The 22,703-nt window shown below is 58.3% G+C and carries 20 protein-coding genes; 4 read left to right on the top strand and 16 right to left on the bottom strand.

Annotation, left to right across the window (positions count from 1 at the left end; genetic code table 11):
* The first annotated feature begins 29 nt into the window (after positions 1 to 29).
* The 3 genes from DHN60_RS04405 (at position 30) to DHN60_RS04395 (ending at position 3,117) form a co-directional block, all read left to right on the top strand.
* A complete protein-coding gene (locus DHN60_RS04405) occupies positions 30 to 1,685 on the top strand; it encodes an ABC transporter substrate-binding protein (RefSeq protein ID WP_108836075.1) in 1,656 nt (551 codons plus the stop codon).
* Positions 1,686 to 1,771: 86 nt separating this feature from the next.
* Positions 1,772 to 2,260 carry a DUF2165 domain-containing protein gene (locus DHN60_RS04400; RefSeq protein ID WP_159089112.1) on the top strand — a complete coding sequence of 163 codons (489 nt, stop codon included), beginning with the start codon at positions 1,772 to 1,774 and terminating at the stop codon, positions 2,258 to 2,260.
* A gap of 146 nt (positions 2,261 to 2,406) precedes the next feature.
* Positions 2,407 to 3,117, top strand: coding sequence for a VPLPA-CTERM sorting domain-containing protein (locus DHN60_RS04395; protein WP_159089111.1), 711 nt, complete (start codon positions 2,407 to 2,409; stop codon positions 3,115 to 3,117).
* Between the two features lie 152 nt (positions 3,118 to 3,269).
* Here DHN60_RS04395 and DHN60_RS04390 read toward each other — a convergent pair whose 3' ends face one another.
* The 16 genes from DHN60_RS04390 to DHN60_RS04315 all read right to left on the bottom strand — a co-directional run bounded on the left by DHN60_RS04390 (position 3,270) and on the right by DHN60_RS04315 (position 21,013).
* Entirely contained in the window at positions 3,270 to 3,737 is a 468-nt protein-coding gene (locus DHN60_RS04390; RefSeq protein ID WP_108836072.1) for a 3-hydroxyacyl-CoA dehydrogenase family protein, read from the bottom strand.
* The gene (locus DHN60_RS04385; protein ID WP_108836071.1) at positions 3,734 to 4,627 is read right to left on the bottom strand and encodes a helix-turn-helix transcriptional regulator; all 894 of its coding nucleotides are present in this window, start codon (positions 4,625 to 4,627) and stop codon (positions 3,734 to 3,736) included. The genes DHN60_RS04390 and DHN60_RS04385 overlap by 4 nt, the downstream gene beginning before the upstream one ends.
* A 59-nt stretch (positions 4,628 to 4,686) precedes the next feature.
* Positions 4,687 to 5,085 (bottom strand): thioesterase family protein, encoded by a 399-nt coding sequence (locus DHN60_RS04380; RefSeq protein ID WP_234423516.1) that lies wholly within the window; start codon positions 5,083 to 5,085, stop codon positions 4,687 to 4,689.
* 40 nt (positions 5,086 to 5,125) lie between these two features.
* Positions 5,126 to 5,587 (bottom strand): flavodoxin domain-containing protein, encoded by a 462-nt coding sequence (locus DHN60_RS04375; protein WP_108836069.1) that lies wholly within the window; start codon positions 5,585 to 5,587, stop codon positions 5,126 to 5,128.
* Positions 5,588 to 5,790: 203 nt separating this feature from the next.
* The gene (gene boxB / locus DHN60_RS04370) at positions 5,791 to 7,239 is read right to left on the bottom strand and encodes a benzoyl-CoA 2,3-epoxidase subunit BoxB (RefSeq protein WP_108836068.1); all 1,449 of its coding nucleotides are present in this window, start codon (positions 7,237 to 7,239) and stop codon (positions 5,791 to 5,793) included.
* A 75-nt stretch (positions 7,240 to 7,314) separates the two neighbouring features.
* Positions 7,315 to 8,973, bottom strand: a complete 1,659-nt coding sequence (gene boxC, locus DHN60_RS04365) for a 2,3-epoxybenzoyl-CoA dihydrolase (protein WP_108836067.1) — start codon at positions 8,971 to 8,973, stop codon at positions 7,315 to 7,317.
* A gap of 110 nt (positions 8,974 to 9,083) precedes the next feature.
* Positions 9,084 to 9,905, bottom strand: coding sequence for an alpha/beta fold hydrolase (locus DHN60_RS04360; protein ID WP_108836066.1), 822 nt, complete (start codon positions 9,903 to 9,905; stop codon positions 9,084 to 9,086).
* Positions 9,902 to 11,428, bottom strand: coding sequence for a benzoate-CoA ligase family protein (locus tag DHN60_RS04355; protein WP_108836065.1), 1,527 nt, complete (start codon positions 11,426 to 11,428; stop codon positions 9,902 to 9,904). The genes DHN60_RS04360 and DHN60_RS04355 overlap by 4 nt, the downstream gene beginning before the upstream one ends.
* 86 nt (positions 11,429 to 11,514) lie before the next feature.
* Positions 11,515 to 12,387: an amidohydrolase family protein gene (locus DHN60_RS04350; protein WP_108836064.1), complete on the bottom strand. Its 873-nt coding sequence runs from the start codon at positions 12,385 to 12,387 to the stop codon at positions 11,515 to 11,517.
* Positions 12,384 to 14,159 (bottom strand): feruloyl-CoA synthase, encoded by a 1,776-nt coding sequence (locus tag DHN60_RS04345; RefSeq protein WP_108836063.1) that lies wholly within the window; start codon positions 14,157 to 14,159, stop codon positions 12,384 to 12,386. Before DHN60_RS04345 ends, DHN60_RS04350 begins: the two co-directional genes overlap by 4 nt.
* Entirely contained in the window at positions 14,156 to 14,617 is a 462-nt protein-coding gene (locus DHN60_RS04340; RefSeq protein ID WP_108836062.1) for a MarR family winged helix-turn-helix transcriptional regulator, read from the bottom strand. The genes DHN60_RS04345 and DHN60_RS04340 overlap by 4 nt, the downstream gene beginning before the upstream one ends.
* Complete coding sequence (locus DHN60_RS04335; RefSeq protein ID WP_108836061.1) at positions 14,617 to 15,381, bottom strand: crotonase/enoyl-CoA hydratase family protein; 765 nt, start codon at positions 15,379 to 15,381, stop codon at positions 14,617 to 14,619. Before DHN60_RS04335 ends, DHN60_RS04340 begins: the two co-directional genes overlap by 1 nt.
* A gap of 72 nt (positions 15,382 to 15,453) precedes the next feature.
* Entirely contained in the window at positions 15,454 to 16,773 is a 1,320-nt protein-coding gene (locus tag DHN60_RS04330; protein ID WP_108836337.1) for a TRAP transporter large permease, read from the bottom strand.
* 40 nt (positions 16,774 to 16,813) lie between these two features.
* On the bottom strand, positions 16,814 to 17,380 hold the full coding sequence (locus DHN60_RS04325) for a TRAP transporter small permease (protein WP_108836060.1): 567 nt from the start codon (positions 17,378 to 17,380) through the stop codon (positions 16,814 to 16,816).
* A 62-nt stretch (positions 17,381 to 17,442) separates the two neighbouring features.
* Entirely contained in the window at positions 17,443 to 18,480 is a 1,038-nt protein-coding gene (locus DHN60_RS04320) for a TRAP transporter substrate-binding protein (protein WP_108836059.1), read from the bottom strand.
* A 118-nt stretch (positions 18,481 to 18,598) separates the two neighbouring features.
* Positions 18,599 to 21,013, bottom strand: a complete 2,415-nt coding sequence (locus DHN60_RS04315) for an FAD-dependent oxidoreductase (RefSeq protein WP_108836058.1) — start codon at positions 21,011 to 21,013, stop codon at positions 18,599 to 18,601.
* A gap of 164 nt (positions 21,014 to 21,177) precedes the next feature.
* Here DHN60_RS04315 and DHN60_RS04310 point away from each other — a divergent pair, with 164 nt between their 5' ends.
* Positions 21,178 to 22,701 (top strand): trimethylamine methyltransferase family protein, encoded by a 1,524-nt coding sequence (locus tag DHN60_RS04310; protein ID WP_108836057.1) that lies wholly within the window; start codon positions 21,178 to 21,180, stop codon positions 22,699 to 22,701.
* Positions 22,702 to 22,703 lie beyond the last annotated feature (2 nt).

Here is a 22,703-nt window from a genome sequence, read left to right as displayed (position 1 = left end):
ATTTCACGCCGCCAACAGAGAGGAAGAAAATGACATTTTTGACACGTACCGGCAAACCGTTGCCGCAATCCGTTGTGGATTCGGCCGGTAAAGTCGGCACTGATCCGGTCAACCGTCGCGAGTTTCTGGCACTGGCCAGCGCGTTCGGCGCCACGACTGCAACCGCCTATGCCATGCTTGGCATGGCCACGCCTGCACAAGCCGCAGCGCACCAGATGGGCGGCACCGTCCGCTGCCAGATGGAAGTCCGTGGCCTCAAAGACCCTCGTACCTACGACTGGTCGCAAATCGCGAACTTCTCACGCGGCTGGCAGGAATACCTCGTCCACTACGAAAACGACGGCACATTCTCCGGCAAACTGCTCGAAAGCTGGGAAATCAACGATGACGCGACAGAATACACTCTGAACGTCCGTAAAGGCGTCAAGTGGAACAACGGTGACGACTTCACAGCCGAAGACGTTGCACGCAATATCACAGGCTGGTGTGACAAGGCCGTTGAAGGCAACTCGATGGCGGGCCGCTTTGCGACGCTGATCGATCCGAACACCGACAAGGCCATCGAAGGCGGCATCGAAGTCGTCGATTCCCATACGGTAAAGCTGAACTTGCCAGCCTCCGATGTGTCACTGATCCCCGGCATGGCGGACTACCCAGCGGCCATCGTGCACCCCGACACTTCGCTCGACAGCATCGACAGCCCAATCGGCACAGGCCCCTACCTGCCTGAAATGCTCGAAGTGGGCGTAAAGGCCGTTCTGGTCCGCAACCCCGACCACACATGGTGGAACGAAGGCAACGGCGCCTATCTCGACCGGCTTGAGTACATCGACTACGGCACGGACCCATCGGCATTTGTGGCCGCAGCCGAAGCCGAAGAGATCGACATGACGTACTCGATCGAAGGCGAATTCATCGACATCTTCGACACACTCGATGGCTGGGTGAACAACGAAATCGTGACTGCTGCGACCATCGTTATCCGCCCCAACCAGTTGGCAGAAGTCGATGGCAAAAAGCCCTACGCGGATGCCCGCGTACGTCAGGCGATCAACATGGCCGTGGACAACTCGGTTCTGCTTGAACTCGGCTATGCCGGGCGCGGCGTACCGGCCGAAAACCACCACGTTGGTCCGATGCACCCCGAATATGCCGAGCTGCCAGCTCTTAAGGTCGACCCCGAAGGCGCGCGCGCGCTGATGGAAGAAGCCGGCATGATGGACTTCGAGCACGAGCTGTTCTCGATCGACGATGCATGGCGCAAGGACACCACCGACGCGGTGGCAGCCCAGCTGCGGGATGCAGGCTTCAACGTCAAACGGACAATCCTGCCCGGTTCGACCTTCTGGAACGACTGGACCAAGTATTCGTTCAGCTCGACCAACTGGAACCACCGTCCACTTGGCGTGCAGATCTGGGCGCTTGCCTACCGCACTGGCGAGGCATGGAACGAATTTGGGTACTCCAACCCTGAATTCGACGCCGTTCTGGAAAAAGCACTGGCAACAGCGGATATCGAGGCACGCCGTGCCCTGATGGCCGAAGGTCAGGCGATCCTGCAAGCCGATGCTGTAACCATCCAGCCTTACTGGCGGTCGCTGTACAACCACACCAAAGAAGGTCTGGTTGGCGGCAACCACCACATCTCGTTCGAAATTCGCCCCGAGCAAATCGCCTGGACCTGATCCAGACGACTGCGCGAACATGATCGGGGCCGCCTCTCTAGGGCGGCCCCTTTTTTATGGAAGGCGCACAATCAAAGGCAAATGCCATGGAAACCACAATTCTGGCCGCACAGGCCCTTGCCACATCCCTGATCGCCGCGTGGCTGACGCTTGGGGTGCGCGACAACATTCTGCACCCTTCGGTGAACGAAACCTACACTGCCGAAGTGATGGAAATGACGCGTCTCAAGGCCGAATACCCCGATGCCTACGCCCCTCTTGCGCACCGCGCCATCTCCGATCGACGCCTGCAACAACTGGCATTCCGTCTGGTCGTCGGCGTCGAACTGCTGGCAGCCGTCGTGCTCTGGATCGGGACTGTGGCGCTGCTCATGGGCATTGCAGGTACCGGCAGTGCCGAAACAGGACGCAGCATCGCGATTGTCGGAGCCATGCTCTTCACCGGCGTCTGGGCCGGATTCCTGATCGTGGGCAATCACTTTTGCTACTGGTTCTGTCACGAAGGGGCACAGAACACGCACTACCAGATGACGCTCTGGGGATTGGGCACGCTGATCATCCTGATGCAGGGCTAGACTGGCGCAACAACGCCTAGGCCCAAGACCCATTCGTCCCAACTGAACTTCAGGCCACCAAGCCGCGCTCACCGATGCTACCGCAAGCTGTAAACGTAACATCTATCTTGATTTTTCCTGACAGTTTGCAAAAATAATGCGGTATTTTGGGAGACTTAACTGTGAAGAAGTTTTTTACAGCCGCCGTTGCGGCAGTGATGATGGTCGCGGCGACAGGCGCGAGCGCGGCGACAGGCGCGAGCGCGGCGACGAAGACATTTAAGGCAACGGTCAGTGATGTAACTGGCCCTGATGAATTGCTGGAAGATCTATTTGGGACATCAACAGGCCGGACTCTGACGCTTCTTGTGACCTTTGACACCGATGTTTCCAGCGGTGCGACCTTAGTAAGCGGCGGCCGCCGTTTCGACTACGACGTTCTACGTAGCGGGTACGATGCTTTTTCACTCATCGCCCCAGAGAAAACACTTGATGCCGTGGCGAGCGATGGAGACGTTCGCACGCAGGATGGCATTGCAGATAGATCCTTGGACGTTAGCGATAAATTTATCCTCCGCAGCAGTGCGTTTTCCCCTGACCCGGCAATTTATCAAATTTTGGTTATCGCGTCTGATCTAGACGAAAGTAAATGGTCTCGCACTGACCCTATCTCAGCCAGTTTGTTGAATTCACTTTCAGTCCAGAGTTTTCAGCTTATCAAATCCGTGACGGTTAACGGCTCGTTCCAGGATCAAGACGTACGATCCAACAGTGTCACATGGGCCGAGGTTCCCGCTGTCCCACTCCCCGCTGGCCTACCGCTTCTTCTGGCTGGCCTCGGAGCCTTGGGCATAGCGAGCCGACGCCGCCGTAGCTAATACGCCCTGACAATTGACGAAGCGCCCTGCACCTGCGGGGCGTTTTGCTTTCGGGTGGTGGTGATTAATGGGTAGAGCCCAAGGGACGACGGCCGGGACGCCTTTGACACCGCAAGGTGGCAAACAACGTCCGCACGCCGCCTCAGATCAAATCAAATCAAATCAAACTTGTCGGACGGAAAATGCAGCAACGTAACAGCACCTTCCGCGTCCGAGCGCAGCATTGGCCCAACAAGAGAATGCAGGCGGGTCACCAGATCAGACCCTTCCAACTCCTGCCGCGCGCGTTTGGCAAAATGCGCCTCTTCAAGGATTAAATCCTCGATCAGCGGATCGATCACCGCACCACCACCGCCGGGATAACGGTAATACCCCCAACCACCCTTTTTGCCCAACCGACCTTCTGTGACCATGCGGGCAAGAATGGGGGAAGGCGTCGAACCGGACCGACCCGACAAAACCACATCCAACCCAACCAGATCCTGCGCCTCGCAAGGCCCAAGGCCATAGCCCCAATCGACAAGTGCTGCATCCAACTCCCAAGGGTTCGTGTGATCCATCAGCATCTGCTCACACGCTTGCCAGAACGCATCCTGTAGCGGAGCGACAGAGCCGTTCATGACTGCCCGATACGGTCCAGAAACTGGTTGGTTGCAATGGTCGCAAGCAACTCGTTCACCGACGTCTGCACCGGCTTGTTGCTTGTATCCACCTGAGCGTGCGCACGCTCATACAAAGGCGCGCGGATGGTCAGGAATGTCTTGAGCTGATCCATCGCTTCGGGGTTGCCTTCCATCGGGCGTAAATCGCCCTGTGCACGCACGCGGGCCATATGTTCAGCAGGGCTCGTGCGGACCCACACGGTGTGAAAGCGTTCCAGCACCTGCTCGTACGTGGCCGTTTGCGCCACGATCCCACCCGCAACGGCAAGGATCAACTTGTCATGGCTCTCAACCACACGCGCCAGCGCCTGCGCCTCCATGGCGCGGTAACGGTCCTGGCCATAAAGCGCCATCACCTCGCCCAGCGGCATGCCGGCATCCGCCTCGATCTCGTCCGTCAGTTCGATAAAGGGAATTTTCAACTTGCCCGCCGCCATGCGTCCCAGCGTTGATTTTCCGGCCCCACGCAATCCAACAAGGCATATGCGCTGTGCGCGCAATGTCTGCGGGTTTTCGGGCGCCAGCAACGCACGCACACGGCCCTGCACCGGCACAGGCGCTTGCTCATAAAGCCGCGCCACGCGGGCTACATCCTCGTCAAACGGGGTGGTTTCCGACAGCAAATCTTCGATCTGAACGTTCAGCGCCGTGGCCACCCTGTGCAGCAGCAAAACCGAAATGTTCCCCTCGCCCGCCTCAAGCTGCGCCAGATAACGCGGTGACACCCCAGAGCGTTCGGACAATTCGCGCCGAGGCAGCCCCAGTTGCACCCGCGCCGCCCGTACCCGGTCAGCCAGACGGCTGATCAGAGGGACAGAAACACAAGGGATAGGTTTGGGGGATGCCATATGCGAATTTCCGGTAATTTCAGTTAGTTCTAGCCCAGCCGAGGGCCGCTTCAAGAGATTTAAGAACTGCGCAGCAATGGTGCGATGATTTCGCGCAGATCTTTTGGGGCTGGCTGGCTTTTGAACTGATCGGCGATAATGAAAACGCAGGTGAACGTGCCTTCGAAACACACGTCGCCCGCCTGTCGGCCCAGCATTGAAAAAGTGATCGACGAGGTTCCCAAACGACTGGGCCACACCTCGCACATCAATCGGTGGCGGGGCGTGACCGGAGCGCGAAAATCCATACTGAGATGCACAAACGGCGTGCCAATATTGCGATCCAGTTCCAACTGGTACCAGCCGTCACCACCTGTGTGGGCCTCCCACCACGCGTTGATGGCATCCAGCGCAAACCAAGGCAGCCGCCCGGTATAGGCAATGCCCGCCGGGTCGCAATCACCCCATGCAACGCGCACTTCGTGAACGAACGGGTCTTGCGTTTCAGTGTCCGGAACCTCAGGCAGCTTTTGCAGCCTCCAGATGCTCCATGATCCCGTTGACCCAAGGCAGGGCGACGTCCTCGGGCATGTCAAAACCAGACGCATCATGCAGCCCCCGTTCGCCCACCATCTCGGCCTTGGCGTCCAGCAACATCTGGGACAGCTTGAGCGATCCGTGATTGAACGTTTCCGAAAACACCTGATCGCCCAGACCGAATATGGCAAAGCGCACGCCGCTCAGGTCCGGTTTCTGAGCCTGCATCGCCTCTTCGAACGGCAACGCGGTCGACGGCAGATCACCGTTCCCATACGTAGAGGTCACAAAGATATAAAACGTCTCCTTGGCCAGCGTCGCGGGGTCTACATCGGCAAGGCTGAGAATACGGCAGTCATAGTCCGCCCCCAGTTCCGCCTCCATGTCCTCACACAGCATCTCTGAATTGCCGGTCTCAGACCCGTAATACAGTCCAATCTTCATCACGTTTCCCTTCGTTCAGTGCCGCGTAACTGGGGCCGCGCCCTGTCGGTACTGGCGACACATCGCATCCTGCTCGTCCCGCGTTAACATCATGTAGAGCGCCAGGCACATTCCAGTACACCCATCACACTCCAAAGCGCAATAAGCGCGGGACTGTTGCGAGCTTTTCAAAGTCGAACGGTTAATCTGCATCGCGCTTCCTCTCAGGCCATGTGCAGTTTGACGTATTCGAAATCACCCGGTTTGTTGTCGATACCAACGCGGGGCGGGGCGATCCAACTGGCGTACTTTCCGGGTTCAAAACAGGGCTTCATCAGCGACTGAATGAAATCGCCATCCGCCTTCGTCGGTAGCCATTCCGCCTCGCGCGCAGCCCAGTCTTCGGCGCTGATAAACGTGCCCTCTGGCGTGATGGGCTGGTTGGCAAACACCCCGATCTTGCGATGGAACCCCTCGTGGGGCAGCTTCAGTTCAAACTCGATCCCGGTGCGCTGGATCTGCTTGTTCCAGCGGCGCAAACCACCCGAGGCGTCACGCACATAGTCATCGCGCAGACGCATGTTGATCGCGGTCAGGGCGGGCACATCCTCGGTGACGATCTGACCATTTTGGATGCTGGCCACCTTGTAAGTGTCTCCTTGCAACATGTGATCATCCTCGATCCGCTGCTCCAGATAACGCCCCTTGATACCAGCGTTAAAGGCATTGGCCGCATTGGTGCTGACCTCTTGTCCGAACAGATCAAGAGACAGGGTATAGTGCAGGTTCAGCTTTTTCTGGATCGTGGGCAGATCGATAACACCCAGCGCGCGGATCTTGTCGATATCATAGGGATCATCAATGCCATTGGCCTGCATCGCCTCGATGGTGGCCTGAATTGTGCGGCCAACGCCGGTTTCACCCACAAACATGTGGTGCGCCTCTTCGGTCAGCATGAAACGGCAGGTGCGCGACAGCGGGTCAAAGCCCGACTGCGCCAGGGACTCAAGCTGCATCTTGCCATCCCGGTCGGTGAAGTATGTGAACATGAAGAAGGACAGCCAATCGGGTGTCTCCTCATTAAAGGCACCCAACATACGCGGGGCTTCTTCGCTGCCGGACGAGCGGACCAGCATATCATCCGCCTCTTCGCGCCCGTCCTTGCCAAAGTACTTTTGCAGCAAATAGACCATCGCCCACAGGTGACGCCCTTCTTCAACGTTCACCTGAAACAGGTTGCGCATATCGTAAAGCGACGGCGCGGTCAGGCCGAGGAACTTTTGCTGTTCCACAGATCCCGGCTCTGTATCGCCTTGGATCACGATCAAACGCTTGAGCATATTACGATACTCACCGGGCACTTCTTGCCAAGCGAGTTCGCCCTTGTGCTCACCCATCGGAATGCGGCGATCTTCGACGGCCGGCGCCAACAGAACACCCCAGCGGTATTCGGGCATCTTCACATAATCGAACTTGGCCCAGCCTTTAGGGTCCACACTTACAGCCGTGCGCAGATAGACCATGCTTTCCTGAAAGTTCTGGGGGATCAGGTGGTTCCACCAGTTGATATAACCGGGGTGCCATTTTTCCAGCGCTTTCAGCACCTTGCGATCCTGTGACAGACCCACATTGTTGGGGATCTGTGAATCATAGCTGACGTTAACCAAGTCCATCTTTTGTCTCCTCTCTGGGTGGGGCGCAAAATGAGGTCATTCTGCGATCCAGATTTTCTTTGAAAATCCGGTCCCTCACACACGTTTCATGTCAAAATTTCCGCGCACGCCAGTGCCATAGCGTTGCAAGGCACCGTCTTCGCCAACCGCGTTGGGGCGGTTAAATATCCAGTTCTGCCAGGCCGTCAGACGACCAAAAATGCGGGTCTCCATCGTCTCCGGACCAGCAAAGCGCAGGTTCGCCTCCATCCCCGTCATCGCATCGGGGCTGAAACTTGCACGCTCTTCCATAAAGATGCGGATTTCATCTTCCCAATCGATGTCATCCAAAATCACGGTGACCAGACCCAGGTCATCCGCCTCCTCTGCCTCCAGCGGCTCACCTATTTGGCCCTGAACATCGTCCAGACCATCAACGCCATAAAACCTTGTCTGCAAACGGGTCAGGTCATTGCCCATCGGAAAGGCGCCGAAATTGCCCGCGCTCAGCGTGACCGTCGCAATGGGGCGATTGTCACCTTCAAAGGCGTCTTCCATCATGTAACTGCGATCCACGGCCCACAGCAGTTCGGCCAGGACGCCCGCGAAACAACTGCCATGCTCAACCAGCGCAACCATCGACCGCGAAGTCACATCGACCCGCTTCAACACCCGCTTCCAATAGGCCAGCACCTCATTGGAAAGCCAGTGACCCCGGTCGCCCAATAAAACCGCCTCGTGGGCCAGCACCTGTTCAGGATCGCCTTGGGTGCGGAACACAAGCAAACCCAGTTCAACCTCGTTCAAGCGCAAATGCAGGATCGCATCATCCAATTCGCGCGCCAAGCGCAGCATATAGGCCCGATCGCCCTCAGCCTGAAACGCAGCCATGTCCGTCGGTGCGGGCGCATCCGGTCCGCTCAACGTTATCGTCGCGGATCGCCCGGCCCGGTCTACTGCCACATCGACAAGGGAATAGGCCACCGACCCATCCGCACCAATGGATTTGTCCAGCGGTCCAAGGTGGATGCCCTGCGCCACGTCCGGCTTGGCCGAGGAGGATGCAAATTCCTGCGCACGGGTGACGACAACCTCGTCAAACTTCGAATTCGGGATCGCCTCGTCCACCAGCCGCCACTTCACCGCACGTTTGCCCTTCACCCCCTCTTCGGTCGAGCAAAACACATCCGCCAGATCGCGGCGCACACAGCGCTTGTCCGTCACACGGGTCAACCCGCCGGTGCCCGGCAAAACGGCCAGCAAAGGAACCTCGGGCAAGGAAACGGACGACGATGAATCGTCGGTCAGCATGATGTGGTTGCACGCCAGAGCTAATTCATAACCCCCACCCGCACAGGCCCCTTTGACAGCGGCGATATACTTCTGGCCACTGTCAGCCTCTGCAGCCTCAAAGGTGTTGCGCGTTTCATTGGTAAACTTGCAAAAGTTGACCTTGTGGGCATGGGCCGCGCCACCCAGCATGCGGATGTTTGCACCCGCACAAAACACCTTGTCCTTAGCCGATTGCATGACAACAACTTTGACCTCCGGATGCTCAAACCGCATCCGCTGCACAACGTCAGCCAGCTCAATATCCACGCCCAGATCGTAAGAGTTCAGCTTGAGCTGATAGCCATCAAACAACCCACCATCCTCGTCCACATCCATGAACAGATTGGCCACAGGGCCATCATATTCGACGCGCCAATGACGGTACTTCGAAGGATCGGTCTGAAAATCGACGATATTTGACATGGGTTGGGGCGGCTCTTTGTTCGGCTAATGTGGCACTATCGTACAACGCACCATACCCAAAGTGCACTCCACCAGCGCAACTGAGTGACTTTTATGCACTTTCTTGCATTTTACGTGAACTCAGGTATCTCAACGTCGGATGTCTCAAAGGCCTGCAACCGCGCACAGAATGCGGCAATCTCCGCAGTGACCTCTTCTTGGCGCTCTTTATGCGGTGCGTGCCCACATCCCTCCAGAATCAGCGTTTCGACCGGAGCATAGGCGCGTTCTTCCACTTCATGCACCTGCGCAAGCGTTCCATAAGGGTCCGCCGCGCCCTGAATAACCAAAGACGGGACGCGCCAATGATCAATCGCGTCCGCCACATTCCAATCGACAAAGCCCGGGTCCATCCACGCATCATGCCACCCATAAAACGCGATATCAGGGTGGTCGTGATGGCGGGTCAGTTTTTCCTTGAGGTCCCCGCCGGCATAGGCACCGCCCGCCGCCCTAATGGCCGCCAAGCCCTCGGGCTCTGTAAAGAAATGCGGCGCCATAAGGATCAGACCGCGCACGCGCATATCAGACACCGACCCCGCATATATTCCTGCAATCGTAGCTCCATCAGAATGGCCCAGCAGCAGGCAAGCCCGCACGCCCGCCGCATCCAGAACGGGGCGTAACACCTCAGTTGCCTCCAGCGTCATGTAATCCAGCGGGCGCGGCAGATTCACAGGGGTTGAACGACCATACCCCGCACGCGAAAACGCCAGCACACCCTTCCCTGTACGCTCAGCCAGTTGGGCCGGCCAATCGCGCCACAGCCCAAGGGACCCCAATCCTTCATGCAACAGAACCAGCGTTGGCGCTTCTGCCGGGGATGGACCCCAAGTTGCATACTCAAGCCTATGTTGACCAACCGCGAACGTCCCCGAACCCCAATCCATCATGCGTCCTCCCGCAACTTGAAACGCTGAATTTTCCCAGTCGCTGTCTTGGGCAAGCTCTCTACACATTCAATCCAACGCGGATACTTCCACTTGCCAATCCGTTCCTTCACGTGATCCTTCAACACCTCTTCAAGGTTGTCAGGGCGGTCGCCTTTCATGACGACAAAGGCTTTGGGCTTGTCCAAATCCTCCTCATCCCGTGCGGCGACAACTGCGCATTCCAAAACTGTGGGATGGCTGGCAATTGCTTGTTCAACCTCGAACGGACTGACCCAGATGCCCGACACTTTGAACATGTCATCGGTGCGTCCGCAGTAAACGTACCGCCCATCTTCGCGGCGTTCATACTTGTCGCCAGTTCTTGTCCATACCCCTTCGAATGTTGCGCGTGTCTTTTCCCGCTTATTCCAATACCCCGCCGCCGCAGATGCGCCGTTCACAAGCAGCTCGCCCACTTCCCCAAAACCAACATCAGCACCCGTTTCGTCAACCAAGCGCATGTCGTACCCCGGCACCGGAATACCAGAGGTGCCATAGACCACATCGCCCGGTGCGTTGCTGAGAAAAATGTGGAGCATCTCAGTCGAACCCACCCCGTCCATAATGTCGACACCCGTCAGCGCCAACCATTTCGCGCCAACCGATTCAGGCAGTGCCTCACCCGCTGAAATACAGACACGCAGCGGCGCTTTCGGCACGCCTTCACTTTCCATATGCGCAACCATGGCCGCATAAAGCGTTGGCACCCCACAGAAAATGGTGGGTTGTTCTGTCCCAATAATGTCCACCACCCCTGCCGGTGTAGGCCGCCCGCCAAAGATCACGGTGGTCGCCCCAACGGACATGGGGAACGTCATAGAGTTGCCCAGACCGTATGCAAAAAAGAACTTAGCGGCTGAGAATACGACGTCGTCTTCACGCACCCCCAGCACCTGCGCCCCATAAGTGTCAGCAGTTGCGCGCATTGCTGAATGGACGTGGTGCACACCCTTTGGTTGCCCGGTTGATCCAGACGAATAAAGCCAAAATGCGGTCTCATCTTCGCTCGCATCAAACGCAACCAAAGAGGATTGCCCCAAGGACATAAAATTTCCATACATTACCGTATTTTCAGGTGCGTTTCCTATCACAACAACGCTGCGCAAATACGGGTTTTCGGTCAGCACAGGCGCGACAACCTCATACAGCGCCTCAGACACAACCAGCATTGTCGCACGGCTGTCGCGCAGGATAGAATCGTATACCGGCGTTGCCAAAAGCGTGTTCAACGGCACCGGGATCACACCCGCTTTGATCGCCCCCCAAAACAGGATGGGAAATTCGATCTGGTCCAGCACAAGCATCGCCATGCGCTCTTCGCGCGCGATACCATTGGCCAAGATCGCAGCAGCCGCCCGACCAGATGCCTCTGCCAGTTCACCATAGGTCAGCGTGCGCCCGGTCTCTGCCTCACGAAAGGCCACCTTGTCGGCCCGCCCCTCATCCACATGGCGGTCCACGAAATAGCTGGCTGCGTTGCTCATGCGGCCCCTCCCCAAGGCGCTTGAATATTGCGCTATTCTGCGCCCTGCGTCACCTCGCCGCAACGCCGATGCAGAAGATGCGCATTTTACTGCAACCCCAGCAAGCGCGCCGCGTTGTTTTTCAAGATATCCGGGCGCACCGCATCTTTGATGTCGATTTGATCAAAGTCATTCAGCCACCTTTCCGGCGCGATCATCGGCCAATCGGACCCGAACAGTACCTTTTTCTTGAGGATCGAATTGCAATAACGCACCAGAATGTCCGGAAAGTACTTCGGCGACCATCCCGACAGATCAATGTAAACGTTGGGCTTGTGTTGCGCGACGGCCAGCGCCTCTTCCTGCCAAGGGAAACTGGGATGGGCCAGGATGATTTTGAGATCAGGAAAGTCCACCGCCACATCATCCATGTACATCGGGTTGGAATATTTCAACCGCATCCCATTACCACCCGGCATGCCTGATCCAACACCAGTCTGCCCCGTATGGAACAAAGCGATCCCGCCCTCAGCCTCTATCGCCTCATAAAGCGCATATGCGATCCGGTCGTTGGGATAGAACCCTTGCATCGTTGGGTGAAACTTGAACCCTTTGATCCCAAAGTCGCGGATCAACCGACGCGCCTCACGTACCCCCATTTTGCCCTTCCACGGATCAATACTGGCGAAAGGGATCAACACATCACTGTTTTCCGCAGCAATTTCAGCAACTTCTTCATTGGCATAGCGACGATAACCGGTCTCACGCTCTGCATCGACCGGGAAAATCACGGCCGCGACGTTCTGTTCACGGTAGTGCGCTGCCGTCTCTGGCACGGTCGGCGGGTGCTTCCACGGCGCGCGAAAATACTCCGCCATCGTCGATTGCAAATGGTCATAGCCATCGTCGGAATGGCACCCGCACGGTTCTTCAGCGTGCGTGTGAATGTCGATCGCCCGCACGTTCTCCAAGTCAATCATGTCAGAATACTCGCTGCGTCATTGTCGTCATAAAGGCGCTCCACAAGGTTCGCGCGCCGCTCAAGCAGCCGGGCAAAGTTGATGTTGCCTTTGGCTGTAATCTCCCCCGCTCCAATGTCGGGCGGGTCTGCCAGAACAAGGGCACGCACGACCCGACGGGCAGAGCCAACAGTGACAGAAGAGATATCATGCATACGCTCTCGTATGTCCCTCGATGCGTCACTTAGCAATGCACCACCATCCGCCTGTCCACCCCGTGCCTCCGGCCCCGGGACAATCAAAATCCCAATCTCATCGCGACCGTGCCCACAGACCACCACATCCTGCGCAAACGGCCCCAGACATGCGATCATCTCCAACCGGATTTTCGCTGCCTGAACCCATGTCCCAGTGCTCAGCTTAAAGTCTTCGGACATGCGTCCGTCAAACTGCAACCCGCGGTTCATGTCTTCAGGATCGACAAAGCGCATGGCATCACCTGTTTTGAAAAACCCCTCTTCATCAAAGGCTTTCGTCGTTTGTTGCGAATTGTCGCTGTACCGTTCAAAGATGTTCGGCCCTTTGACCCGCACCTCCATCCGGCCAGTTCCATCGTCGATCAACTTGGTGACGACGCCGGGCAATGGAACGCCCACAATGCCTGCGCCTTGGGCAGGTTCATGCTGCAACAGCGTGGCGGGCGCCGTTTCTGTCAGCCCCCAACTGGACGTGATCAAAGGCATGCGCCCCGCAGTGTCTAGCGCCATACGCTCTAGTTTGGCCCAAACATCCTGCGGCAGTGAAGCACCCGCATAAAAGATCATGTCGAGAGATTTAAAGTATGTTTTGCGCAAGGCATCATCTGCCTCCAACACCTTAGTGAGTTGCGCAAAACCTACAGGCACATTGAACGAAATCGTTCCCGGAACATGGCCCAGATTTTCGACAGTGCGTGGAAACAGTGCGGGCAATGGCTTGCCGTCATCTATGTACAACGACCCACCATTGCTAAGCACAAGGTTGAAATTGTGAGACCCGCCAAAGACATGGTTCCACGGCAGCCAATCCACCAATACAGGCGGGCGGGCCTGCACAAACGGCAGTGAATCGCGGATCTGCGCCTGATTGGTCGTCAGCATGCCGTGCGTCGTTTCAACCGCCTTGGGGTCCGATGTCGATCCAGAGGTCAGCAAAAGCTTGGCAAGCGTGCCCGGGCCGACGGCCTTGTGGGCTTGCGCCACATCTTCCTTGCCTTGCTTCAACAGCTCGAACGGAATGGCCCCACTGCTCCCCACGTTCGAACACACAGCAGGGCAGCCAAGCAGTTTCAATGCGGCAGCGTATGCTTCACCGTCAGCCGCATAGACCAACGCGGGTTTGACCAGGTCGGCGACGTATTTCAATCGCCCGTGGGCGGCCGGGATCAGGCTGTATTGCTCTGCAACAGGCACCGTAACCAACCCGACATACTGGGTCGCAAGAGACAGCAACGCGTGATCAATCGAATTGCCCGACAGGATCAGAATGGGGCCGTCTATACCCCGCCCCAACAACCCAGCGGCCAACGCATGAACCTGTTCACGCGCCTCGCTGTAACTAAGCGTGCGCCATCCGGCCCCGGACCGTTCCGCCAGAAATAACGCGTCAGGGGTCGCATTCGCCCAGCGATCCAGCCACACGCCGGTTGAACGATCCACGGGCCCCAGATCATAGCCAGAATATAGCAAAATACTGCCATCAGCACGGTCTTCACGGCGCACCGCATGGGGGCGCAGGCCCAGATGTTCAGTCATGTTCGTTGCTCCATCTGTGCCAGCGCTTTGCGTACAATGGCCGCCTCGTCCGCAGAAAGCCCGCTCAACAGCCGGTAATCATGGGCCTGCACCGCCTTTTGAGCGCGCGCATAAAGCCGCCGCCCCGCCAGCGTGCATCGCAACGCATAGGCGCGCCGATCCCCCGGCGCAGGCGCGCGGGTCACCCATCCCGCTTCTTCCAGCTGATCCACGTAAACCACCACATTTGCCCGCTCGACCGCCAGCGCTTGCGCCAGTTGGCTTGGCCGCAAACCTGGGTTTTCTACAATCAACGCCAGCGCAGAATATGTCAGCATGCGCAGACCAAAAGGCTCCAACGTGCGACCAAGATCAGCCTGCACCGCATTGAACGCCCGTTTCATCTGGTACCCGACAAATGCGCGCAGCGGGGCGTCAGACACTGCATCAGGCGTTGGGTGTGGAACAGGGCGCACCATCAGCGGAACTGCGGAGCGCGTTTCTCCAAGAAGGCCGCGAGCCCCTCAACAGCATCCGGGCTGGTCTGCGCAAGAGCCGCGCAAAGGCTCTCAACAAACAGCCCATCACTGCGCGCCATATCATGGATACGTGCGATGCCTTGGATCATCATGTAATTGCTCAGCGGCGCATTCCCGGCGATCTGCGCGGCAATCTCCATGGCGCGGGGCAGCGCTTCACCCGCACCCACAGCATAGTGCGCAAGGCCCATGCTCACCGCATCATCAGTGCCGTATTTGCGCCCGGTCAGCATCATCTCGGTCATCCGGTCCGCGCCAAGAATGCGGCCGACGCGCACAGTCGCCCCCCCACCGACAAAGATGCCGCGCCGCCCTTCGGGCAGTTGAAAGATGCAATCGGGTTCAGCCACGCGCACATGGGTCGAGGTGGCCAGTTCCAAGCCGCCCCCAATCACCGCACCCGTCAGCGCGGACACCACAGGCAGGCCACTGCCCTGCACGCGGTCCATCACGTCGTGCCATCCGCGCGAATGGTGCAGCGTCCCTTCAGCGTCGCGGGCAACGTGTTCGCTCAGGTCCAAACCTGCACAGAAATGTCCGCCCGCTCCGTGCAGCACGGCGACCCGCACACCGTCCTTCGGCGCGCGAAAGAATGCGTCGATTTCGGCCAACAGCCCGTCCGACATGGCATTGCGCTTGTCGGGCCGGTTCATGGTCAGGACCGCAATCGCGCCATCCACTTCGATGTTTAAACTATCACCCATGCCCACGCCTTTAATTATGCAACATAACTATCAACGCCGATTCGGGAGGCCCGCGCAAGCGCGCCGGATCCCTCAGGCCGGGATCAGGAACAAGGTTATGGCTGGGAACGCCACCAACAAAACCACCCGCACGATGTCCGATCCAACAAAGAACATGACGGCCTTATAGGTCTCGGTCATCGGGGTTTCGCGGTCCATCGCATTGATGATGAACAGGTTCATGCCCACGGGCGGCGTAATAAGGCCGACCTCTACGACGATCAGCACAAGAATGCCAAACCAGATCGCCACATGCTCCGGCGACATCCCGAACTCGAGCGCCGAAATGACCGGGAAAAAGATCGGAACCGTCAGCAGGATCATCGAAAGGCTGTCCATGACGCAGCCAAAGATCAGGTAGAACAGCAAGATCACAGACAGCACGAAAAACGGACTGAACTCCTGTCCCAGAACGAGGTCCGCAAGGAATTGCGGCGCGCCCGACAACGCGAGGAAGTTGTTATAAAGAGCGGCCCCCAGCACAATGAAAAAGATCATAGCCGTGGTCTTGGCCGTCCCGATCAGCGCCTCGCCCAATACCCGCCAACTCAGGTTTCCACCCACCAGAGCCACCAATCCCGTCCCTGCAGCACCAATCGCGGCCCCCTCGGTCGGCGTAAACCAACCGGCATAAATGCCCCCAACAACGACGCTGAAAATCACCAGAACAGGCCAGGTTTCGGCCAGCGCCTTCCACCGTTCAGCCATAGGCACAGCAGGCCGCGTGCCTGCCGATCCGGGGTACAGGCGCACATAGATCGAAATGGTGATCACGTACCCAAGGGCCGCCAGAATACCGGGAATGAACGCGGCCAAGAACAGTTTGGCGATGTTCTGTTCCGTGATGATCGCATAGATCACAAGGATCACCGAAGGCGGGATGAGAATGCCCAGCGTGCCGCCCGCTGCAAGGGTGGCGGTCGAAAAACCACCCGAATACCCGTACCTTTTCAGCTCTGGCAGCGCCACGCGGCTCATCGTGGCAGCGGTGGCAAGGGACGACCCACAGATCGCTCCAAACCCCGCGCAGGCACCAACAGACGCCATCGCAACACCGCCCCGCCGATGGCCCAGAAAACTCTCTGCCGCCTTGAACAAGGCCGATGACATCCCCGACAGCGTCGCAAACTGCCCCATAAGCAGGAACATCGGAATGATGGTCAGCGAGTAGTTGGAAAACGTCGTGTAGGTCTCGGATTTCAGCTTGGCGAGGATCGGGGTCGGATTGCCGTTCATCGCAAAAATCCAGCCCAACAATCCGCACAAAAACATCGCCAGACCAATGGGCGCACGCAGGAAAATCAGGCCCAACAGAATAGGAAAGGACCAGAACCCCAGTTCCAAACGGCTCAGGCCCACAAACTGGACGATATCGCGAATCCACTCCATCGCCCTACCCCTCCGGCAGGATTGCGTGGCCAGTCGCGGCCTCCGCAATCCGCGCCCATGCGCAATAAAGGGCGGTCAGACTGGCAATCGCAGCGGCGCCAACGCTGGCCGCATAAGCCCACCAAACCGGAAACTGCAAAAACAGGGTCGTCTCGCCATTGCCGAGATAGCGCAACATACCCTCGTAAAGGCGCAGTGAAATAAAGATGATGACGGCCGTCAAAACGACCTCCCAAAAGGCGCGCAACCACCCAAGGACGCGGCGCGGCAAGGCCGAGGTGAACACATCCACCGTCGCGTGCTGGCCGTAAAACTGACAGACGGGAAAGAAGGCAAAAATGGCAAAGGCAACACCCGCTTCGGTCAGCTCATAGCTGCCATTGATCTCATCAATGCCACTGTTGATCAGCGCCTGACCCAGACCCGGAAACCAGCCATCTGCCCACGTGTGCCCCAGCTTGGACAGCTCCCGCCCCACAATGGACAGCGTGGTCAGAATGATCAGACCAACCAGCACAAGCCCGCCAATGATGGCCGATGCGCGGGCCAGCCATTTCACCAAACGGTGCATAAACGCCTCATTTTAAGAAGAAAAATGGGGTCGCAATGCGACACTGCGACCCCGGTTGTGCCTTAGCCCTCATAGGCATCCATCAAGGCGCGGGCTTCGTCGATCAGGGCCTGACCGTCGATGCCCTTGCTTTCCATATCGGCAACCCATTCTTCAAAAATGGGCTGCGACACCTCTTTCCATGCGTCCAGATCACTGCCCGACACGGTCACGATGTTGTTGCCGTTGTCTACGGCCAGCGCGCGCGCAGGGCCATCGGAATCGGCCTGTGTGCCACCGGCAAAGATGCTGAACTCAAGGCCCGAATTGTCATCGATGACCTTTTGCAGATCAGCAGGCAGACCCTCATAGCGGTCCTTGTTCATCGCCAGCACAAAGGTCAGCGTATAAAGAGCGTTGCCCTCAAACTCGGTGTGGTTGTTAACCAGCTCCGGAACTTTCAGCGCCGCCGTCACTTCCCACGGGATCGTTGTGCCGTCGATGACACCCTTGCTCAGACCCTCAGGCACGGCTGGCACAGGCATCCCAACAGGTGTCGCGCCCATCTTTTCCAGCAGAATGTTCACGGTGCGCGAACCACCGCGAATTTTCATGCCTTCCATGTCAGCAGGCGTGTTCACTTCCTTGTTCACGTGCAACATGCCAGGGCCGTGGACCCATGTGCCAAGGATATGGACGTCCTTGAATTCGGTGTCCTTCATGTGCTTTTCGAACATCTGCCAATAGGCCGACGACATCGCGCGTGCATCGGTCATCATAAAGGGCAATTCGAACACTTCGGTGCTGGGATAGCGGCCAGGCGTATAGCCAACGACAGTCCAGACAATGTCCGCAACACCGTCAATCGCCTGGTCCATCAGTTCAGGCGGGCGGCCACCCAACTGCATCGATGGGAAACGGTCAATCTTGATCCGGCCATCGCTGGCGGCCTCAACGTTGTCAGCCCAAACATCCAAAATCAGCTTGGGCACGTTGGCCTGCGCGGGCAAGAACTGGTGCAGCGACAGCGTAACTTCCTGAGCCTGCGCGGCCCCTCCAGCCCCAATAGCAAAGGCAGCAGCCCCGACCAAATTCAGGAACGACTTGCGTGTAAGTGTCATGTGGTTTCCTCCCTAGGTGCGGTCAGGCATTACGCGCCTGACTCGTTCATCTCAGAAGAATTGTTATGCAACGAGGGCTGAACTGTCACCCGCCTTTGTAACTTTCACCGCGCAGGAACTATCCCCGCGGTAGGCGCGTTTCAGGATCATAGGGGCCGGGGGTGATCACTTCGGCGTCCACCAGCTGCCCCAATATATCGATCTGAGTGCGTGTTCCGGGGGTGGCAAGGTCAGGGCGCACAAAAGCATAGGCGATGTTCATTCCCAAACGATGGCCCCAATCGCCAGACGTCACAGTGCCAACCACCTCACCACCTTGCATGAGGGACGCGCCAGGATGGGCAGGTGCAGTGTCGATATCAACTTTGAGGCTGACCAGTTTCGCGCCCACCCCCTTGGCCTGACGCGCCTCAAGCGCTGCTTTCCCGACAAAATCCTTGTCCATTTTCACAAACCGATCCAGCGCCGTCTCAAACGGGTCAAATTCGGTAATCAGGTCGGATTTCCAATGCAGATACCCCTTTTCCATGCGCATTGATTCCACCGCACGCGCCCCAAACAGACGCAACCCGTGGGCCTCTCCAGCACCGCGCAAGGCATGGTAGGCCGAATAAAGATTCGCATTGGGCACGTGGATTTCATAAGCTAGTTCGCCCGAAAAGCTGACAGACATCACCACGGCGGGTGCAATCCCGATGTAGGCACGGCGCACCGACAGCCACGGAAAGGCGCTCGCCGACCAATCAGCCCGGCTCACCGCGCTCAGCACATCGCGGGCCTTGGGGCCTGCAAGCACAAGGATCGTGTAGTCGTTGGTCAGCGAACGCAGCGACACGTCAAAACCATCCGCATGGGCACTCAGCCAGTCCATGTCATGCCACTCAGATGCCGCCGCAGACCCATACCAGACAGGACCGTCCGGGATATTGGCCACAGTGGCTTCGGCCTTCACACAACCATGATCATTCAGCAAATAACCCAAGCCCACGCGGCCGGCCTTCTTCGTCACGCGCCCACAGATCACGTGATCAAGGAACGCGTGGGCATCCGGCCCCGCAATCTCGATCCGGTTGAACCCGTTCACCTCGGCCAGACCAACGGCGTTCTGAACGGCCGCAACCTCACCGGCGACAACCTCAAACGCTTCGTCAAAATGGAACCCATGGGTGACCTCAAAGTCAGGGGTGGGTTTGAAATATTCCGCCCGCTCCCAGCCATTGATCACAGTAAACTCGGCGCCCTCAGCAGCCAGCACAGGGGTCAAAGCGGTCGTTTTCGCAAACCGTCCCGCAGGGCGGTGTTCATTGGGAAAATGAAACCGAAACTCGTTCTGATAGTCTTCAATGGCCTTGAGCGCCGTCAGTTCAACAGTGGCGTGCCCGGTGAACCGACGCGGATCAATAACCCACGTGTCATAGCACGCCTCGCCATGCACAATCTGCTGGGCCAGCAACCAGCCGTGGCCGCCGCCCTCGCCCAGACCCGCGCGCAACCCTATGATACAAAACGCATTTCGCTTACCCGGGATCGGCCCAACCAGAGGTGCCCCATCGATCGTGTAGGTGATCGGCCCGTTCACCACGTTCTTGATGCCCACTTCCATCAGCGCAGGCATCCGCTCAAACGCGCCTTCCAGAACGTCTGTGATGCGGTCCAGATCATCCGGGCACAGATCGTTCGAGAAATCCGGCGAAATCCCGTCCATGCCCCACGTTTTGCAGTCCTGCTCATAAAACCCAAGCAGCAAACCGTTCTTTTCCTGCCGACAGTAATAGTCGCTGATCGGACAGCGCAGCAGCGGCATCCGATGGCCCGCCTCGACAATGCCGGGGATCTCGTCTGTTACAAAGTATTGGTGCTCCATCGAGGTCACAGGATGCTCCACCCCCATCATCGCACCAACCTCGTTCACACGGTAGCCACAGGCATTGACCACGACTTCGCAGGCGATATCGCCTTTGTTGGTGTGCACAATCCAACTGTCGTGCTTCAGTTGGGTCAGCCCAGTCACGTCAGTCTGACGGTACACCTCGGCCCCAGCCTTGCGCGCGCGGCGTGCCAAGGCCTGACATAAGGACGCCGGATCAATGTCGCCATCATTCCCGTCCCACAATCCACCCAGCAGGTTGTCCGTCGAAATCAGCGGATGGCGGCGCGCGCACTCGGCCGCATCCAGCACTTCAAATTCTACGCCCATGCCACGCGCCATTGAGGCAAAATGGCGGTACCCGTCCATCTGCGCTTCGGTATTGGCCAGCCGAATGCCGCCATCCCCGTGATTGTACTGCACCGGATAATCCGGATCGTCGCGCAACTCTTGATACAGATTGATGGAATGGGTCTTAAGGCCGACCATCGTCTGGTTCATCCCGAAATTCGTGACCTGAGCCGCCGAATGCCACGTTGTCCCGCTGGTCAACTCGTCCCGCTCGACCAACACAACGTCTGTCCAACCCTCTTGGGTCAGGTGATACAGGGTCGAACAACCGGCAATGCCGCCGCCGATGACAACGGCGCGTGTCTGGGTTTTCATAGGGGCATCCTCCGGGCTGACTTGGATTGCGGTATCAAGGATATCTGACCTCACTCGGTCAATCAGGCTTTTCTATCTTTGCCGTTCTGAAAACATGCATTCAGAAACACTGAAATAAACATACGGGGCTTGTGCGGTGCACCCGCCATGGGCCCCATTGCACCATGTCTGATACCCGCCCCAAACGCGCAGGACGCAAGGCCCGAACCGCCGCCCGCGCCGCTGGCCCACCGTCCAACCCGGCCCCGCCGGGACAACAGGGCGGAACATACAAACCGCTGAATAGCCAAGAAGTCCAAGACATCTACGACACAGCCCTCCGCCTGCTGTCCGACCTTGGGATGGGCGAAGTGCCCGACCGATTGCGCCAAAGCCTCGAGGCCGCAGGTGCGAGCTCAACAGCCTCGGGGCGCGTCACATTCCCCCGCAGCCTCGTCGAAGACGCCATCGCAACCGCACCCAAAACCTTCCCCCTGCACGCCCGCGACCCTGCGCGCAGTATCGAGGTTGGCGGAAATGCAGTCCACTTCGGCACCGGCGGCGCGGCGGTACAAACGCTCGACCGCCGAACCCGCCAGTACCGCGCCTCAACCCTCGCCGATCTGCACGACTTTACGCGGCTACAGGACAGCCTGACCAATGTCAGCTGGTTCACGCGCTGCTGCATCGCCACCGATCTGCCGGATGAATGGACGCTGGACGTCAACACCGCCTACGCCCTTCTGCGGAACACAACGAAACCCGTTGCAACCGCCTTCACACTCGCGGAGCACGTCGCCCCCATCGTCGCCATGTTTGATATGGCGGCTGGGGGCGACGGCGCGTTTGCGCACCGCCCCTTTGTCAAAGCGCATATCAGCCCGGTGATTTCACCGATGCGGTTCGGCGCGGATGCGGTCGACACAACCTACGCCTGCCTTGAACACAACATTCCCGTCTCATGCATCACAGCAGCGCAGGCCGGGGCCACTGCTCCGGCAACACTCGCCGGGTTCCTTGCCCAATCGCTCGCCGAAACACTGGCCAGCCTCGTCATGGTCCACGCGATCAAGCCCGGTCACCCCATGGTCTTTTCCAACTGGCCCCTCGTGATTGACCTGCGCACCGGTGCCTTTTCGGGCGGCGGTGGCGAGATTGCGGTGATGAACGCAGCCTCGGCGCAGATCATCAACTGGCTGGGCCTCGTGTCAGGCGTGGCTGCGTCCATGACCGATGCGAAGGCGCTGGATGCGCAATACGGCGCAGAAAAGGGGCTGACGTCACTGGCGGCAGCCCTCGCCGGTGGCAACCTAATCTACGAAAGCTCAGGTATGACCTCGGCGCTTCTTGGCGCCAGTTTCGAGGGGTTCGTGCTGGATGATGAAATGCACGGCCACACCTACCGCATCCTACGCGGGGTCGAGGTCAGCGAAAGCACTCTGGATTATGACGGCATCTGTGCGGCTGTGCTGGGCGAAGGACATTTTCTGGGTGGTGCTGCCACCATCGCTGCGATGGAACGGGACTACGTGTACCCCCAACTCGCCGATCGCGAAACACCACGTGCATGGGCAGAAGCAGGCGCACTGACGGCATGGGACCGTGCGAGCAAGAGGGTGGACGAGATACTGGCCGCTCAGGCGCCGGACTACATAGACCCGGCCACAGATGCGAAGATCCGCGCAACGTTTGACATCCAAGATCCCTGAAA

This window comes from Tateyamaria sp. Alg231-49 (genome assembly GCF_900143535.1).
GTDB lineage: Bacteria > Pseudomonadota > Alphaproteobacteria > Rhodobacterales > Rhodobacteraceae > Tateyamaria.
Note: the sequence above shows the minus strand (reverse complement) of the source record. Positions and strands in the feature narration are given on the sequence as shown.

What these genes read in the sequence shown, in the direction of transcription:
- DHN60_RS04325 (WP_108836060.1), bottom strand. Translation starts at nt 17,380, where the DNA reads ATGCACCGTTTGGTGAAATGGCTGGCCCGCGCATCGGCCATCATTGGC.
- DHN60_RS04405 (WP_108836075.1), top strand. Translation starts at nt 30, where the DNA reads ATGACATTTTTGACACGTACCGGCAAACCGTTGCCGCAATCCGTTGTG.
- DHN60_RS04320 (WP_108836059.1), bottom strand. Translation starts at nt 18,480, where the DNA reads ATGACACTTACACGCAAGTCGTTCCTGAATTTGGTCGGGGCTGCTGCC.
- DHN60_RS04375 (WP_108836069.1), bottom strand. Translation starts at nt 5,587, where the DNA reads ATGAAGATTGGACTGTATTACGGGTCTGAGACCGGCAATTCAGAGATG.
- DHN60_RS04340 (WP_108836062.1), bottom strand. Translation starts at nt 14,617, where the DNA reads ATGGTGCGCCCTGTTCCACACCCAACGCCTGATGCAGTGTCTGACGCC.
- boxB (WP_108836068.1), bottom strand. Translation starts at nt 7,239, where the DNA reads ATGGACTTGGTTAACGTCAGCTATGATTCACAGATCCCCAACAATGTG.
- DHN60_RS04400 (WP_159089112.1), top strand. Translation starts at nt 1,772, where the DNA reads ATGGAAACCACAATTCTGGCCGCACAGGCCCTTGCCACATCCCTGATC.
- DHN60_RS04335 (WP_108836061.1), bottom strand. Translation starts at nt 15,381, where the DNA reads ATGGGTGATAGTTTAAACATCGAAGTGGATGGCGCGATTGCGGTCCTG.
- DHN60_RS04355 (WP_108836065.1), bottom strand. Translation starts at nt 11,428, where the DNA reads ATGAGCAACGCAGCCAGCTATTTCGTGGACCGCCATGTGGATGAGGGG.
- DHN60_RS04350 (WP_108836064.1), bottom strand. Translation starts at nt 12,387, where the DNA reads ATGATTGACTTGGAGAACGTGCGGGCGATCGACATTCACACGCACGCT.
- boxC (WP_108836067.1), bottom strand. Translation starts at nt 8,973, where the DNA reads ATGTCAAATATCGTCGATTTTCAGACCGATCCTTCGAAGTACCGTCAT.
- DHN60_RS04315 (WP_108836058.1), bottom strand. Translation starts at nt 21,013, where the DNA reads ATGAAAACCCAGACACGCGCCGTTGTCATCGGCGGCGGCATTGCCGGT.
- DHN60_RS04310 (WP_108836057.1), top strand. Translation starts at nt 21,178, where the DNA reads ATGTCTGATACCCGCCCCAAACGCGCAGGACGCAAGGCCCGAACCGCC.
- DHN60_RS04390 (WP_108836072.1), bottom strand. Translation starts at nt 3,737, where the DNA reads ATGAACGGCTCTGTCGCTCCGCTACAGGATGCGTTCTGGCAAGCGTGT.
- DHN60_RS04385 (WP_108836071.1), bottom strand. Translation starts at nt 4,627, where the DNA reads ATGGCATCCCCCAAACCTATCCCTTGTGTTTCTGTCCCTCTGATCAGC.
- DHN60_RS04345 (WP_108836063.1), bottom strand. Translation starts at nt 14,159, where the DNA reads ATGACTGAACATCTGGGCCTGCGCCCCCATGCGGTGCGCCGTGAAGAC.
- DHN60_RS04360 (WP_108836066.1), bottom strand. Translation starts at nt 9,905, where the DNA reads ATGATGGATTGGGGTTCGGGGACGTTCGCGGTTGGTCAACATAGGCTT.